A 14,698-nucleotide genomic window follows, 5' to 3' on the forward strand; every position below is an offset into this window, starting at 1 on the left:
ATGAGCGAGAAAAATCCCCTGCCGTTTGCCAAAACCCAATCACGCGCCATGTTGCTGTGGGTCGTGGCGGTGCTGATCGGCCTGCCCGTGCTATTGCCCTCGGCGACCCTGGCCAGCGAGATCCTGATCTTTGCCATGGCGGCCCTGGCCTGCAACCTGTTGCTGGGCTACACCGGGCTGCTGTCATTCGGCCAAGGCATCTTCTTTGGTGCCGGTGCCTACTGCGCGGCGCTGCTGATGATCCACCTGCAACTGGGCCTGTTCACCGCGCTGCTGGGCGCCGCCATCGCCGGTGGTTTCCTGGCCTTGCTGGTGGGTGCCCTGGCGATCCGGCGCACCGGCATCTACTTCGTGATGCTCACATTGGCCTTCAGCCAGATGGCGTACTTTGTCGCCTACACCTTGAGCGACTGGACCGGCGGCGATAACGGCCTGCTCAGCGTGCCACGCCCGGAAATCCGCATCGGCGACGCCGTACTGTTGTCCCTGGCCGACGCCCGCGCGTTCTATGGTTTTGTCGCGGTGCTGTTCCTGTTGATCTTTATCGGCGCACGCCGGGTGATCGCCTCGCCGTTCGGCAGCACGCTGATGGCGATCCGCGAAAACGAAACCCGCGCCTCGGCCATCGGCTACGACACGCGGCACTTCAAGATCCTGGTGTTCGTGCTGTCCGGCGCAGTCACCGGGATTGCCGGGGCGCTGTACGCCATGCTGCTGCACTTTGTGCCGCTGTCGAATATCGACCTGGCGATGTCCGAAAACATCCTGATCATGACCATCATCGGCGGCACCGGCTCGCTGTTCGGTTCGTTGCTGGGCGCCGGGTCCATCGTGCTGCTGGGGGATTTTCTTTCCGACCTGTGGCCCCGTTGGCTGATGCTGCTGGGGGTGATCCTGATCCTGGTGGTGATCTTCATGCGCGGCGGTTTGTGGGGCGGCCTGGCCGCGTTGTTCGAGCGCGTGCGCGGCCGTCGCAAGGCCGTCGTCGTCGCCAAGGAGGAAGGGCTATGAGCATCTTGTTGGAAACCCAGGACCTGGAACTGGCCTATGGCGCGTTCCGTGCGGTGAACGGCGTGAACCTCAAGGTCGAAGCCGGCACCATCCACACCATCATCGGCCCCAACGGTGCGGGCAAGACCAGCCTGTTCCACTGCCTGACCGGTGAACGCCAGGCCACGGCCGGGGCGATTCATTTCAACGGCAAGAACCTGATGCGCAAGCCTGCCCACACGCGCGTCGGCCTGGGCATGGCGCGCTCGTTCCAGCTCACCAGCCTGTTCCAGAACCTCAGCGTGCGCGAAAACCTGCGCCTCGCCGCCCAGGGCCGCGACGGTGCACGTGCGTTGAATTTCTGGCGCCGCGTGGACAGCAAGCGCGAACACCTGGAGATGGCCGACCAGGTGCTCGAACGCCTGCAACTCAGCGCCCGCGCCGAGACCCTGGCCGGCGAGTTGTCCCACGGCCAGCAACGGGTGCTGGAGGTGGGCATGTCGATCTGCTCCAAGCCCAAACTGTTGATGCTCGACGAGCCCACCTCGGGCATGGGCATCGATGACATCCCGATCATGACCCAGTTGATCAGCGACCTCGGCCGCGACCACACGGTGCTGTTGATCGAACACAACATGAGCATCGTCATGTCCATCAGCCAACGTATCACCGTGATGAGCCACGGGCAGATCCTGGTGGAAGGCACGCCGGAGTTCGTGCGTGCCGATGAACGCGTGCGCAGTGCTTACCTTGGGGAGGCTGCCTGATGTTGATCGTCGAGAATATCCATTCCTACTATGACAAGAGTCACGTGCTCGAAGGCGTGTCGCTGAGGGTCAACCCCGGCGAACTGGTGACCCTGCTCGGGCGCAACGGTGCCGGCAAGACCACCACCCTGCGCAGCATCCTCGGCATCATCTGCCCACGCCAGGGCCAGATCCACTTCAACGGCCAGGCGCTGGTGGGGCAGAAAATCTTTGAAATCGCGCGCCAGGGCCTGGCGCTGGTGCCGGAGAATCGCGGGATCTTCCGCCTGCTGACCGTCGAGGAAAACCTGCGCATTGCCGTCCGCAAGAGCAGCCGCTGGCAGCTTGAAGACGTGTACGGCATGTTCCCGCGCCTCAAGGAGCGGCGCAGGAACGCCGGCCATGCGCTCTCCGGCGGCGAGCAACAGATGCTCGCGATCGCCCGCGCCCTGCTCAACGATCCGAAGCTGCTGATCCTCGACGAACCCACCGAAGGCCTGGCCCCGGTGATCGTCGACGAACTGGTGAAGATCCTGCGCAAGGTCAAGGACGACGGCCTGCCGGTGCTGCTGGTGGAACAGAACCTGATGGTCTGCGACAAGCTCGCCGACCGCCATTACGTCCTCGAACAGGGCCGCGTGGTCTACGAAGGCAGTGCCGCCGCCTTCCGCGCCGACCCGACGATCAAGAACCGCTACCTGGCGCTGAGCGCCTGACGGGAGAATGCAGATGAACAGTTTTGCGCAACCGCTCCAGGGCAACGCCCCGCTGATCAACCGCGACCGCCTGTGGCAATCGCTGATGGACCTGGCGCAACTGGGCGCCACGGTCAAGGGCGGCGTGTGCCGCCTGGCCCTCACCGACCTGGACCGCCAGGCCCGTGACTTGTTTGTGCAGTGGTGCAAGGCCGCCGGGTGCAGCGTCAGTGTCGACGCCATCGGCAATATCTTCGCCCGCCGCCCTGGGCGTAATCCGGCACTGCCGCCGGTGATGACCGGCAGCCATATCGACACCCAACCCACCGGCGGCAAGTTCGATGGTTGCTACGGGGTGATGGCCGGGCTGGAAGTGATCCGCACCCTCAACGATTTGAACATCGAGACCCAGGCGCCGCTCGAAGTGGTGGTATGGACCAATGAAGAAGGCTCGCGCTTCCCGCCGTGCATGATGGGCTCCGGGGTATTTGCCGGTAAGTTCGACTTGCAGGACACCCTCGCCAAACAGGACGAGCAAGGCCTGTCGGTGGGCGCCGAGTTGCAGCGCATCGGCTATGCCGGTGCCCGCGCGGTGTTGGGCCACCCGGTCGGCGCGTATTTCGAAGCGCATATCGAGCAAGGCCCGGTGCTGGAAGACCAGGCCACCACCATTGGCGTGGTCATGGGCTGCCTGGGCCAGAAGTGGTTCGACCTGACCCTCACCGGCGTCGAAGCCCACGCCGGGCCGACGCCGATGCACCTGCGCAAGGATGCCCTGGTGGGCGCCGCCGAGGTGGTCAGCGCGGTCAACCGTATCGCCCACCAGCAGCAACCTCACGCCTGCGGCACGGTCGGCTGCCTGAGCCTGCACCCGGGGTCGCGCAATGTGATTCCCGGCCAGGTGCACATGACCCTCGACCTGCGCCACCTGCATGCCGACAAGCTGCAGGCCATGGTCGATGAAGTACGTGGCGTGATCGAAGCCACAGCAGCCCGGCACGGGTTGACCTTCGAACTGACGCCCACCGCCGACTTCCCGCCGCTGGACTTCCACCCGGCCTGCGTCAACGCCGTGCGTGATGCGGCGAGTGCCTTAGGCCTGAGCCATATGGACATCGTCAGCGGCGCCGGGCATGACGCGATTTTCGTCGCCGAACTGGGCCCGGCCGGGATGATCTTTGTGCCGTGCGAAGGCGGCATCAGCCATAACGAAATCGAAAACGCCGCGCCGGATGACCTGGCGGCCGGGTGCGCCGTGTTGTTGCGCGCCATGGTCAACGCGGCACAGGGGAATAGCCATGAGTGACATAGGTGAACTGACGGCCGTACAACTGCTGGCGCATTTTCGCGACAAGACCCTGTCGCCGGTGGAGGTCACCGAGGATGCATTGCTGCGCATCGAACGCTACAACCCGATGGTCAACGCCTACTGCCATGTGGACCCCGAGGGCGCGCTGCGCGCCGCGCGGGCCTCGGAGCACCGCTGGTTGAAGGGTGAGCCCTGCGGTGCCCTGGATGGCGTGCCCGCCTCGATCAAGGACCTCACGCTGACGCTCGGCATGCCCACCCGCAAGGGCTCGCGCACCTCGTCGGCCGAGGGTCCGTGGGACGTCGACGCGCCCTTCCCAGCCTTTATGCGCAAGGCCGGCGCGGTGCTGCTGGGCAAGACCACCACCCCGGAATTCGGCTGGAAAGGCGTCACCGATAACCCGCTGTACGGCATCACGCGCAACCCGTGGGACACACGCACCACCGCAGGCGGCTCGTCTGGCGGCGCGGGCGCGGCAGCTGCATTGAACCTGGGCGTGCTGCACCAGGGCAGCGATGCCGGCGGCTCGATCCGCATCCCCTGCGCGTTTACCGGCACCTTCGGGATCAAGCCGACGTTCGGCTATGTGCCGCAGTGGCCGGCCAGTTCGATGACCATCCTTTCGCACCTGGGGCCGATGACCCGCACCGTGGAAGACAGCGTGCTGATGCTGCAGGCCGTGGCACAGCCGGATGCGCGGGATGGCCTGATCGGCGCGCCGAGGACCACGCCATGGCTCACGCCGCACACGGATTTGAACGGCCTGCGCGTGGCCTACAGCCCCACGTTTGGCTACGTGGATGTCGACCCGCAGGTGGCCAGGGTGGTCGCCCAGGCGGTCGAGGGCCTGGTGCAGCTCGGTGCCCATGTCGAGCAGATCGACCCCGGTTTCAGCGACCCGCTGGAAGTGTTCAGCACCTTGTGGGCGGCGGGCGCGGCACGCCTTACCGGGGCCATGAGCGAGGCGCAAAAATACCTGCTGGACCCTGGGCTGCTGCGCATTGCCCAGCGTGGCGAGCAGTTGAGCCTGGATGACTTCAACGCAGCCCTCGAAGCCCGCGCCGCGCTGGTGGCCCGTATGGCGGCGTTCCACGAGCATTACGACGTGCTGGTCTCGCCGATGATGCCGATCACCGCGTTCGAGGCCGGACACAACGTACCGCCCGGTTCCGGGATGCAGGAATGGACCGAGTGGACACCGTTCACCTACCCCTTCAACCTCACCCAGCAACCGGCGGCGTCGGTGCCGTGCGGCTTGGCGGCGAATGGCTTGCCGGTGGGGTTGCATGTGGTGGCGGCGCGGTTTGCCGATGAGCAGGTGTTGAGGGTATGCCAGGTGTATGCGCGAGCATTTCCAACCCGACACTTGCATGCCCCGGTCTGATAAATAGCCACTGTGCCTGCGGAATGCGTTGACGCCTGACTCAGTGCTATTCTCGCGCCCTCAATGTTTTCAGGAGTTTTACGCAATGCCAAGAATACTCACATGGACAGGTCTTTTCTTGGCGCTTGCCTGCTTGCAAGGCTGCGCGCATACCGACCCACTGCTGGGTCAGCCTTACTTCACAACGCCAGCCCAGACAGCCAGCGACAAGGCCACCGTTTACTTCGTGCGCGAGTATCGCCTCATGAGCCCGCAATTCATCACCGAAGTCCACGTCGATGGCCAGAGCCTTGGGGGGCTGCCTACCGGCGGCTACTTCAAGGTGGACTTGCCAGCCGGCGTGCACCGCGTCAGCTCCAACAAAACCTCAATCCTCACGGACGAAGCCACGCGCCAGTTTGACTTGTCCGTCAAGGCTGGCCAGAGCTACTTCGTGGTGGATCAGGATTTGTGGGCAGAACCCAAGGACGGTTTGACCCTGGGCGACATGAACAACAATATCTATCGAGGCTCCATGCACTATTTCCGGTGGGCGCTACTGCCTGCCGATACTGCCGTGAAGTTCATGCCCAAGTACCGCTTGGCCAAATCCAAATAAATCTATCCCTTTTGAACACCCTGGGCATCCCAGAAGGCGTCTTCGGAGGCAAGCCCCCTCGCACATTTTCTGAGCGCACTCCAATCCCCTGCCTCTACAATGTCTCCCATTCATCCCCGGGGGCTTCATGGACATCGAACTGGCACGCACTTTCCTGGAAATCACCCGCTGCGGCAGCCTGGCCGCCGCCGCCGAGAAATTGCACGTCACCCAGACCGCCATCACCGCACGCGTTAAAAACCTGGAAAGCCAGCTGGGCAGTACGCTGTTCGTGCGCAACCGCGCCGGTGCACGCCTGACCGCCGACGGCGAGGCGTTTGTGGTGTACGCCAACCAGTTGCTGCAAACCTGGGAAGCCGCGCGGCGTGACCTGCCGTTGCCCGATGGCTATCGCAATGTGCTGCATATCGGCGGTGAAGTCAGCCTGTGCAACCCGCTGATGCTCGGTTGGGCCCGGGCCCTGCGCGAACAGATCCCCGGGCATGCCCTGCGCACCGAAGTGCGTGAAGGTGAATACCTGCTGCGGCAGCTGGAGCTCGGCGTACTCGATGCCGCGCTGGTGTTCCAGCCGCAGTACTGGCCGGGGTTGCAGGTGGAACAGGTGCTGGAAGAAAAACTGATCCTGGTGCAATTGACGAGCAAACCGGCCCCGTACGTCTACATCGATTGGGGCCCGGGTTTCCGCCAGCAGCACGACGCGGCCCTGCCCGACAGGGCTCGCGCGGCGGTGAGTTTCAACCTCGGGCCGCTGGCATTGCAGTACATCCTCGAGAACGGCGGCGCCGGGTATTTCCGCACGCGGGTGGTACAGAGCTACCTGGACAGCGGCGTGATGCAGCGCGTGCCCAAGGCCCCGGAGTTCAGCTTCCCGACGTTCCTGGTGTACTCGCGGGCACGGGATTCGGCGGTGTTGCAACAGGCCCTGGGGCTGCTGCGTGAAGTGGTCAAGGCCGAGAGTGACTGGTCGCAGCGCTGGGACCCGTTGATTTGAATCACCGTATGTCGCCGCACATGCTAGCCTGCGGGTGTGTCCTCTCGCAGCCTTACCGATGAACAAGAAAAAGTCCGTCACCATCAGCGACATCGCCAAACGCGTCGGCATGACCACCATTACCGTGTCCCGGGCGTTGAGCAAACCTGACCTGGTCAAACCGGCCACCTTGGCGCGCATCCTCGACGTAGCGCGCGAACTCGACTATGTGCCCAACGCCTTCGCCCGCGGGCTCAAGCGCAGTGAAAGCCTGATCATCGGCGTGATCACCGCGTCAGTGGACAATCCGTTCTACAGCGAGATGATCAAGGCGATTTCCCGCGAGGCCAAACAGCACGGCTACACCATCATGCTGGTGGACACCGATGAGCTGGAGGAATTGGAAAGCAAGGCGGTCGATACCCTGCTGGGCTACCGCGTAGCAGGGATCATCCTGTCGCCGGTCTCCGACGAGCCAAGCTACCAACCCGATTACCTGGAGCGACTGGGCAATGGCAAGACCCCAGTGGTGCTGCTCGACCGTACGATCCACGACAGCCCATTCAGCCGCGTGGTGCTCGACAACTACCACAGCGGCATCCAGGCTGCACATTACCTGCTGCGCCAAACGCCCGATCTCAAGCGCCTGCTGGTGCTGACCGGCCCCGAGCATTCGCGCATCACCGTCGAACGCCTCAAGGGCCTGCGCGAAGTGCTGGCCGAACACCCGCAGGTACAGGTGGAAGTGCAAGCCGGCGACTACACGCTGATGCCCTCTTACCTGCACACCCTCGACTACCTCGCCGAACACTCGGCGCCGGACGCGATCATGGGCTTCAACCAGTTGATCACCCTGGGTGCCCTGCGCGCCCTGCGCATGCACAACATTCCCCATGACAGCCTGACCATCTGCGGCATCGATCGCCTGCCCTTCGCCGATATCTTCGGCGTACCGATTGCGTGCGTGGCCCACGACGCCTCGCTGGCCGGCAGCAGCGCGGTACGCCTGCTGCTCGATCGCCTGGAAGACCCGCACAAACCTCGGGACAAGGTGGTGATCGCCGGCAAGCTGGAGAACGGCTAGCGGCTGGTGTAGCCGCCGTCGATCGGCAGGCTCACTCCGCTGATCATGCTGGCGGCATCGCTGAGCAGGAACAGCACGGGTAACGCCACTTCCACGGTCTCGGCAAAGCGCCCCAGGGGGATTGCCGCCAATGCAGGATCACGCTTGGCCGGGTCGGACCAGGCCATGGTTGCCATCGGCGTGAGCGTTACCGTGGGGTTGACACTGTTCACGCGAATGCCAAATCGGCCCCATTCGGCGCACTGCACACGGGTAATCGCATCCAGCGCGGCCTTGGAGGCGCAGTAGCTGAGGTGGTCGTCCAGCGCGACCAACGAGGCTTGGCTGGAGATGTTGACAATGCTGCCGGCGATGTTCGCTTCGATCATTTTGGCCGCCACTCGGCTGGCCACCTGGGCGGCGGCGCGGGCGTTGACCTGCATGACCTGATCAAAGGCTTCTGCACTGATGGAGGCGGCGGGTTCCAGGCGCGAGATGCCCGCGCAGTTAACCAGGCCATGCAAGGGCGGCAAGTCTTGCAGGGCGTTGTCGAGGGCGGTGCTGTCGGCGATGTCCAGGCACAGGGTGTGGCAGCCCAGTTGCGACAGGGCATTGGCGTCGCGGCCGAGGGCAAAAACTTCGGCGCCGCTGGCGATCAGTTGCCGGGCAATTTCACGGCCGATGCCACTGCTGGCGCCGGTGACGAGAATGCGTTGGTGGGTGAAGTTGAAGACTGCGTTCATGATCACTATTCCCTAGGCGATAAAGATCCCCTGTGGGAATGAGCAAACCCGCTCCCACACTTTTGGACCGTGTTGATTCAGGTGGCTTGCAGGTTGTGCATGATCGGTCTCAGGGCCGGATACAGTTTCAGATACTCGGCGAACACCCGGTCATACGCCTCGACGTTTTCCGCTTTGGGCTCAGCCCGCAACGCCAGGTGCACCCACCCTTTATCCATTTCCCCATCACTCACCAGCCCCACCGTATGCGCCGCCAGCAACGCCGCGCCCAAGGCGGCCTCGACTTCCTGGACAATGGTGTACACCGGTAACCGCGTGACGTCCGCGATGATCTGCATCCACAAATCCGAATGGCTCGCGCCCCCTACCACGATCAAGCGCGGGTCCAACGAGTGCGCGCCACGAGTACCCGCCTCGATGTTATGGCGCAGGGCAAAACTCACCCCCTCCAATACCGCGCGGTACAGGTGGATACGGCTGTGATACAGGTTCAGCCCGACAAAACTGCCGCTGGCGCGGTCGTCCCACACCGGGCTGCGCTCGCCCATCAGGTACGGCAGGAACAACACCCCTTCGCTGCCCGCCGGAATGTTCATCGCGCTCTGTTCCAGCAGGACCAGGCTGTCCTGACCGCTGGCCTTGGCCTGTTGTTCCTCGGCCTGGCAGAACTGTTCGCGAAACCAGCTCACCGACGCCCCGGCGGTGATCGCGCCACCGAAGATGTACAGGTCCCGGTGGCCGTTGTAGACATGGGGCATGCTGACCAGGCCGTGGTGCGCCTCCACCTGCTGGTTCAGGTAGCCCCAGCACATACTGGTACCGATCATCGCCACATGGTTGCCCGGCTGCGTGACGCCGGCAGCCAGCGTTGCCATGGCCGCGTCCACGCCACCGGCAAGCACCGGCGTGCCCGCCTGCAAGCCCAGGCGCGTGGCCCAGTCTTCAAGCAAACCACCGACGACTTCGCCGGAATACAACAGTCGCTGCGGCATCATCGCCAACGGTATATCCAGCGCCGCGAGCATTGCTTCGGACCAACCCCGCGCCGCCACATCGTAGACCCCGCCGATATTGCCGGCGCTGCTATGGTCCACCGCCAGCGCACCCGTGAGGCACCAGTTGATATAGCTGTTGGGCGGCAGCAAGTAGCGGGTTTTCGCCCAGACCGCGGGCTGGTGCTGCTTGAGCCAGAGCATCTTGGTGAAACCGTAATAACTGTCCACCGAGTTGCCGGTGATCGTGAACAGACGATCCAGGTCGACATGCTCGCGCACCCACGCCACCTGCTCGCCGGCGCGGCGGTCCATCCAGATCAGGCAGGGGTGCAACGGTGTCATCTGCCCATCCACCGCGATGCCCGAACCGCCATACAGACTGCTGATGCACAGCGCCTTGACCTGGTCTTTGGCCACTCCGGCCTTGACCATGCATTGCGCCACGCAGGCCTCGACCGCATCCAGCCAGACCTGCGGCCATTGCTCCGCCCAGCGCACCTTGGGGGTATCCACGCTATACCCCTGGCGGTGCTGGGCAATGATCGTGCCTTGAGCATCCACCAGCAGCGCCTTGGTACTCTGGGTTCCTATGTCCACACCCATCACGTAGTTCATGCTGCTACTCCTGGGATGGCAGCACCGGTTTCAACAACACCTTGATCGACTTCGTCGAATTGGCCAGCTCAAAGGCTTCGGCAAAGTCATCCAGCGGGAAATCATGGGTGACGATGCCCTTGGAGGTGACCAGTCCGCGCTCGAACAGGTCGATGGCAATCGGGTAGCAGTAAGGGCCGAGGTGGGCGCCACGCACGTCCAGCTCCTTGCGGTCGCCGATGATCGACCAGTCCACGCTGGTCTCGGCGCCGAACACACTGAACTCGACAAACCGACCAAGCTTGCGGATCAGGTCCAGGCCCTGGGTGACGCCAGCCGGCACGCCGGTGGTTTCGATGTAGACGTCGCAGCCGTAATTGTCGGTAAGGCCATTGATCATCTCGCGGGCGTTGTCCCGTGCCGGGTTGATCACCACGTCGGCGCCGAATTTTTTCGCCAGCTCCAGGCGCTCATCGACCATGTCGATCACCACCAGTTTCTTCGGTGTTTTGAGCGCCGCGACCTGCACCATGCACAGCCCGAGGGTGCCCGCACCGGCGATCACCACCACGTCGTCAAGCTGGATATCGCCACGGTTGACGGTGTGGATCGAGCAGGCCATCGGCTCCACCAGCGCCGAATCTTCCAGCGAAACCGACGCGGGAATCTTGTGCACAATGGCGGTCTTGGGAATGCGCATGTACTGCGCCATGCCACCTTCGGCCACTTCACGCTGGAAGCCGAAGATGTTGTGCACTTCGCACATCCAGTACTTACCCGACTTGCAGAAACGACACTTGCCGCACGGCACGATCTGTTCGGCGATAACCTTGTCGCCCACCTGTACCTCGAAGTGTTCCTCGGCGCCCTCCCCCACTTGCTCCACATAACCGAAAAACTCGTGGCCCGGTACCACCGGCGCCTTGACCCACGGGTTGTCGCCGCCCCAGAACATCGCCGCGCCCGAGTGGCACTTGCAGTCACTGGCGCAGATGCCGCACGCGGCGATGCGGATCACCAGTTCATTGGGCCGCGCCTGGGGTTTGCCGATGCGTTCCAGGCGGTAGTCTTTGGGGCCGTGGCAGACGACGGCTTGCATTTGGGTGTGCTTGTCCATGATGGTTGGCCTGTATGAGAGAAGTTTATTTATGGCGCTGACGGCTGATGAAAATCGCCAGCAAAATGATCCCGCCCTTGATCACGCTCTGGACGTAGGGCGACACCCCGAGCATGTTCAATCCGTTATTCAAGACCCCGAGCAGCATGGCGCCGAGCAAGGTGCCGACAATCACCCCACGCCCGCCGGCAATCGACGCGCCGCCGAGTACCACGGCGGCAATCGCATCCAATTCGAACGACACGCCGGCATTCGGCTGGCCGCTCATCAGGCGTGAGGTGAGCACCAGCCCGGCAATCGCGGCGGTCAGGCCGCTGATGCCGTACACCAGCAACTTGAAGCGCGCCGCGCGCACGCCGGACAAACGCACGGCTTCTTCATTGCCGCCGATGGCGTAGATGTAGCGGCCGATGCGCGTGTGTTGCAGCAGCACGTAGGCGGCCAGGTAAGTGATCAGCATGATCAGGATCGGCACCTGGATGCCGAACACACTTTCGCGACCGAAAAAAGCAAACCAGTCCGGCAACCCGGAAATCGGATAGCCGTCGGTGTACATCAGGCCCAGGCCCCGGGCGATGCCCATGGTCGCCAGGGTGACGATGATCGGCGGCATATGCAGGTAGGCCACGAACAGACCGTTGCCGATGCCGAACGCCACGCCGATCAGCATGCCGGCACCTATCGCCAGCCCCGGCGGCAGCCCCGCGACCATCAGCCCGGCCGTCAGCGTGCCGGACAACGCCATCACGGGCCCCACCGACAAATCGATGCCACCGGTGAGAATCACGCAGGTCATGCCCACCGCGATAATCGCGTTGATCGATACCTGGCGCGCGATGTTCGACAGGTTGCTGGCGGTCAGGAACGTGTCGCTGGCCAGGATCATCACCAGGGTCACCACCACCAGCCCCACGAACGGATAGAACGCCGGCGAGCGCACCAGCCGCGCCAGGTTCAGGCGCAGCCGAGCGGTGTCAGCGCGGTTAATGGACGTATTCACTTGAGCCCCCTGTTGCATGGCGCATGACCTCTTGAGGATTGACGGCGGACGCTTCCAGGACCTTGACGATCGCGCCCTTGTGGAACACGGCGACGCGGTCGCACATGCCGATGACTTCGGGCAGTTCGGAGGAAATCATGATGATCGCGTAGCCCTGTTCGGTGAGGCTGCGCATCAGCGCGTAGATCTGTGCCTTGGCGCCCACGTCGATGCCGCGCGTGGGCTCGTCGAACACCAGCACATCGCAGTGGTGGTTGATCCAGCGGGCGATCACCACCTTTTGCTGGTTGCCGCCGCTGAGGTTGAACACTCGGCTTTCGCCGCTCGGGGCCTTGATCGACAGCTGCTTCATCAATGCCTCGACGCTGGCGCACTCCTTGGCCTTGTCGATCAGGCCGCCGGCGTTCTGGTATTTGGGCAGGTTATTCAGGGAAATATTTTCGCGAATGCTGAAATCAGTGATCAGCCCTTCGCTCTTACGGCTTTCCGGCAGCAGCCCGATGCCATGGGCCAGCGCCTGGGCCGGGTCGTCAAGGCGGATTTTTTCACCACGCAGCCACACCTCTTTGCTCACCGACGGCAGCGCGCCGAGCATGCCCAGGGCCAATTCAGTGCGACCGGAGCCGACCAGACCGGCAAAGCCGAGGATCTCGCCCTTGTGCAGTTGAAAGCTGTTATGCGGACCGTTACGCACGAGCTGGATGTCCTTGACCTCCAACAACAACGGACCGCGTTCGGCGCCGGGCTTGGGCGGGAAACTGCATTCCAGGCGGCGGCCCACCATCATTTCCACCAGGCGGTCGATATCGCTGTCGGCCACATCGGTCACGCCCACGTTGCCGCCGTCGCGCAGTACGCTGATGCGGTCGCACACCTGGAAAATCTCTTCCAGATGATGGGAGATAAAAATCACCGCCACGCCCTGACGCTTGAGCTCACGCATGATCTCGAACAGCAGTTCGGCCTCGCTGGGCGTCAGAGTCGCGGTGGGCTCATCCAGCACCAGCAAACGCGCATCCAGGGCCAGGGCCTTGGCGATTTCGACGAATTGCTGCTCGGCCACGCTCAAATGCTTGACCGCGCAATGCAGGTCGATGCTCACGCCCAAACGCTGGAACAACGCCTCGGCGGCCTCGGCCATCTCGCGTTTGCGCAGCAGGCCAAAGCGGTTGCTCAGCTCATGGCCGAGGAAGATATTTTCCACCGCCGTGAGGTAGGGAATCAGGCTGAACTCCTGGAACACGATACCGATCCCGGCAGCGATTGCGTCGCGGTAAGTAGCGAAACGTTGTGTCTGGCCGTCGATGAGGATGCGCCCTTCGTCCTGATGCTCGACGCCGCCGAGGATCTTCATCAGGGTTGATTTACCCGCGCCATTTTCGCCGAGCAAGGCATGGATCTCGCCGCGCTCGACTTGCAGGTTGATGGACTTGAGGGCCTGCACCCCCGGGTAACGCTTACAGATATTTTCCAGCTTCAGAAGACTGCTCATGCCGCCGACCTCTCGCTCAGAAGGATGACCAGGGCCCCACGCATGCCGAGGGGCCTGGGCGGTTTACCAGCTGAAGTCCTTGGCCTTGGCCTGGTCGATCAGAGTGATGTCCACCGGGATAGTGGCGGGCACTTGCGAGCCCCACTTCCTGGCCAGGGCAATACCCAGGGCCAGGCGGATCTGGTCACGGGGGTACTGGGCCGAGGTGGCGATGAATTTACTGCCGGGTTTCTGGATCGCCTTGATCGCTTCCGGCGCGCCGTCGACGCTGACCAGTTTCACGTCCAGGCCGCTGGCCTCAATGGCAGAAAGCGCACCGAGGGAGCCGTTGTCGTTCACGCTGAAAATGCCCTTGAGGCCGGGTTGGGCCTGCAGCATGTTTTCGGTGACGGTCAGCGCCTGGTCACGCTCCTGCTTGCCGTTCTGGACGCTCACGATCTTGATGTCCGGGTGCTTGGCCACGGCCTCTTTGCAACCGCGCACGCGCTCCAGGATCGGCACCACGGCGATGCCGTCGAGGATGGCGATATTGCCTTTGTCGCCGAGGTGCTGGGCCAGGTATTCACACGCCTGGAAACCGGCGTCGAAGTTCTTCGAACCGACGAATGAATCCAGCGGGCCTTCGGCCTGGGCGTCCACCGCCACCACCACGACACCGGCGGCGTGGGCGGACTTGACGGCCGATTGCACGCCTACCGAATCAGTGGGGTTGATCAGCAGGATATCGATGCCTTTTTGCAACATGTCTTCCACGTCGCTGACCTGCTTGGACACGTCGTGGCGGGCATCGGTGATGATGAGTTTCGCACCGATGCTCGCGCCGGCTTCTTCCAGGGCGTTTTTCATCGTGACGAAATAGGGGTTGTTGATTTCCTGGAACGACGCGCCGATGCGGATCGGCTTGGGGGCGTCGGCGAACGCCGGTACAGCGTTGCCGAGGGTGATGCTTACAGCCAATAAACACAGGGTTTTCGGGAGCATTTTCATGGCGTGGTCTCTGTT

14 protein-coding genes are annotated in these 14,698 nt (G+C 63.3%); 8 read left to right on the forward strand and 6 right to left on the reverse strand.

What is annotated here, in order from left to right; genetic code table 11:
* From V3W40_RS08525 to V3W40_RS08560, 8 genes are all read left to right on the forward strand, one after another.
* Positions 1 to 1,011: a branched-chain amino acid ABC transporter permease gene (locus V3W40_RS08525; RefSeq protein WP_065923781.1), complete on the forward strand. Its 1,011-nt coding sequence runs from the start codon at positions 1 to 3 to the stop codon at positions 1,009 to 1,011.
* Positions 1,008 to 1,757: an ABC transporter ATP-binding protein gene (locus V3W40_RS08530; protein WP_065923780.1), complete on the forward strand. Its 750-nt coding sequence runs from the start codon at positions 1,008 to 1,010 to the stop codon at positions 1,755 to 1,757. The genes V3W40_RS08525 and V3W40_RS08530 overlap by 4 nt, the downstream gene beginning before the upstream one ends.
* Positions 1,757 to 2,452, forward strand: a complete 696-nt coding sequence (locus V3W40_RS08535) for an ABC transporter ATP-binding protein (protein WP_065923779.1) — start codon at positions 1,757 to 1,759, stop codon at positions 2,450 to 2,452. The genes V3W40_RS08530 and V3W40_RS08535 overlap by 1 nt, the downstream gene beginning before the upstream one ends.
* Positions 2,453 to 2,465: 13 nt before the next feature.
* Positions 2,466 to 3,737, forward strand: a complete 1,272-nt coding sequence (locus V3W40_RS08540) for a Zn-dependent hydrolase (RefSeq protein WP_330214838.1) — start codon at positions 2,466 to 2,468, stop codon at positions 3,735 to 3,737.
* Positions 3,730 to 5,124, forward strand: coding sequence for an amidase (locus tag V3W40_RS08545; RefSeq protein WP_315872191.1), 1,395 nt, complete (start codon positions 3,730 to 3,732; stop codon positions 5,122 to 5,124). The genes V3W40_RS08540 and V3W40_RS08545 overlap by 8 nt, the downstream gene beginning before the upstream one ends.
* Positions 5,125 to 5,242: 118 nt before the next feature.
* Positions 5,243 to 5,722, forward strand: coding sequence for a DUF2846 domain-containing protein (locus V3W40_RS08550; protein ID WP_051429361.1), 480 nt, complete (start codon positions 5,243 to 5,245; stop codon positions 5,720 to 5,722).
* 127 nt (positions 5,723 to 5,849) lie between these two features.
* Positions 5,850 to 6,713 carry a LysR family transcriptional regulator gene (locus V3W40_RS08555; RefSeq protein ID WP_027606159.1) on the forward strand — a complete coding sequence of 288 codons (864 nt, stop codon included), beginning with the start codon at positions 5,850 to 5,852 and terminating at the stop codon, positions 6,711 to 6,713.
* A 58-nt stretch (positions 6,714 to 6,771) separates the two neighbouring features.
* Positions 6,772 to 7,776 carry a LacI family DNA-binding transcriptional regulator gene (locus V3W40_RS08560; RefSeq protein ID WP_065923776.1) on the forward strand — a complete coding sequence of 335 codons (1,005 nt, stop codon included), beginning with the start codon at positions 6,772 to 6,774 and terminating at the stop codon, positions 7,774 to 7,776.
* Here V3W40_RS08560 and V3W40_RS08565 read toward each other — a convergent pair.
* From V3W40_RS08565 to V3W40_RS08590, 6 genes are all read right to left on the reverse strand, one after another.
* Positions 7,773 to 8,498, reverse strand: a complete 726-nt coding sequence (locus V3W40_RS08565; protein WP_065923775.1) for an SDR family oxidoreductase — start codon at positions 8,496 to 8,498, stop codon at positions 7,773 to 7,775. The genes V3W40_RS08560 and V3W40_RS08565 overlap by 4 nt on opposite strands.
* 77 nt (positions 8,499 to 8,575) lie before the next feature.
* Positions 8,576 to 10,108 (reverse strand): FGGY-family carbohydrate kinase, encoded by a 1,533-nt coding sequence (locus V3W40_RS08570; RefSeq protein WP_065923774.1) that lies wholly within the window; start codon positions 10,106 to 10,108, stop codon positions 8,576 to 8,578.
* 4 nt (positions 10,109 to 10,112) lie between these two features.
* A complete protein-coding gene (locus V3W40_RS08575) occupies positions 10,113 to 11,204 on the reverse strand; it encodes an alcohol dehydrogenase catalytic domain-containing protein (protein ID WP_065923773.1) in 1,092 nt (363 codons plus the stop codon).
* 25 nt (positions 11,205 to 11,229) lie between these two features.
* Entirely contained in the window at positions 11,230 to 12,222 is a 993-nt protein-coding gene (locus V3W40_RS08580) for an ABC transporter permease (RefSeq protein WP_065923803.1), read from the reverse strand.
* Positions 12,188 to 13,696 (reverse strand): sugar ABC transporter ATP-binding protein, encoded by a 1,509-nt coding sequence (locus V3W40_RS08585; protein WP_092485698.1) that lies wholly within the window; start codon positions 13,694 to 13,696, stop codon positions 12,188 to 12,190. Before V3W40_RS08585 ends, V3W40_RS08580 begins: the two co-directional genes overlap by 35 nt.
* A gap of 63 nt (positions 13,697 to 13,759) precedes the next feature.
* Positions 13,760 to 14,683, reverse strand: coding sequence for a substrate-binding domain-containing protein (locus V3W40_RS08590; RefSeq protein WP_330214839.1), 924 nt, complete (start codon positions 14,681 to 14,683; stop codon positions 13,760 to 13,762).
* Between the last annotated feature and the right edge of the window lie 15 nt (positions 14,684 to 14,698).

The sequence above is a fragment of the Pseudomonas sp. AM8 genome, from assembly GCF_036346475.1.
GTDB lineage: Bacteria > Pseudomonadota > Gammaproteobacteria > Pseudomonadales > Pseudomonadaceae > Aquipseudomonas > Aquipseudomonas marginalis.

What these genes read in the sequence shown, in the direction of transcription:
- V3W40_RS08525 (WP_065923781.1), top strand. Translation starts at nt 1, where the DNA reads ATGAGCGAGAAAAATCCCCTGCCGTTTGCCAAAACCCAATCACGCGCC.
- V3W40_RS08530 (WP_065923780.1), top strand. Translation starts at nt 1,008, where the DNA reads ATGAGCATCTTGTTGGAAACCCAGGACCTGGAACTGGCCTATGGCGCG.
- V3W40_RS08535 (WP_065923779.1), top strand. Translation starts at nt 1,757, where the DNA reads ATGTTGATCGTCGAGAATATCCATTCCTACTATGACAAGAGTCACGTG.
- V3W40_RS08540 (WP_330214838.1), top strand. Translation starts at nt 2,466, where the DNA reads ATGAACAGTTTTGCGCAACCGCTCCAGGGCAACGCCCCGCTGATCAAC.
- V3W40_RS08545 (WP_315872191.1), top strand. Translation starts at nt 3,730, where the DNA reads ATGAGTGACATAGGTGAACTGACGGCCGTACAACTGCTGGCGCATTTT.
- V3W40_RS08555 (WP_027606159.1), top strand. Translation starts at nt 5,850, where the DNA reads ATGGACATCGAACTGGCACGCACTTTCCTGGAAATCACCCGCTGCGGC.
- V3W40_RS08560 (WP_065923776.1), top strand. Translation starts at nt 6,772, where the DNA reads ATGAACAAGAAAAAGTCCGTCACCATCAGCGACATCGCCAAACGCGTC.
- V3W40_RS08565 (WP_065923775.1), bottom strand. Translation starts at nt 8,498, where the DNA reads ATGAACGCAGTCTTCAACTTCACCCACCAACGCATTCTCGTCACCGGC.
- V3W40_RS08570 (WP_065923774.1), bottom strand. Translation starts at nt 10,108, where the DNA reads ATGAACTACGTGATGGGTGTGGACATAGGAACCCAGAGTACCAAGGCG.
- V3W40_RS08575 (WP_065923773.1), bottom strand. Translation starts at nt 11,204, where the DNA reads ATGGACAAGCACACCCAAATGCAAGCCGTCGTCTGCCACGGCCCCAAA.
- V3W40_RS08580 (WP_065923803.1), bottom strand. Translation starts at nt 12,222, where the DNA reads ATGCAACAGGGGGCTCAAGTGAATACGTCCATTAACCGCGCTGACACC.
- V3W40_RS08585 (WP_092485698.1), bottom strand. Translation starts at nt 13,696, where the DNA reads ATGAGCAGTCTTCTGAAGCTGGAAAATATCTGTAAGCGTTACCCGGGG.
- V3W40_RS08590 (WP_330214839.1), bottom strand. Translation starts at nt 14,683, where the DNA reads ATGAAAATGCTCCCGAAAACCCTGTGTTTATTGGCTGTAAGCATCACC.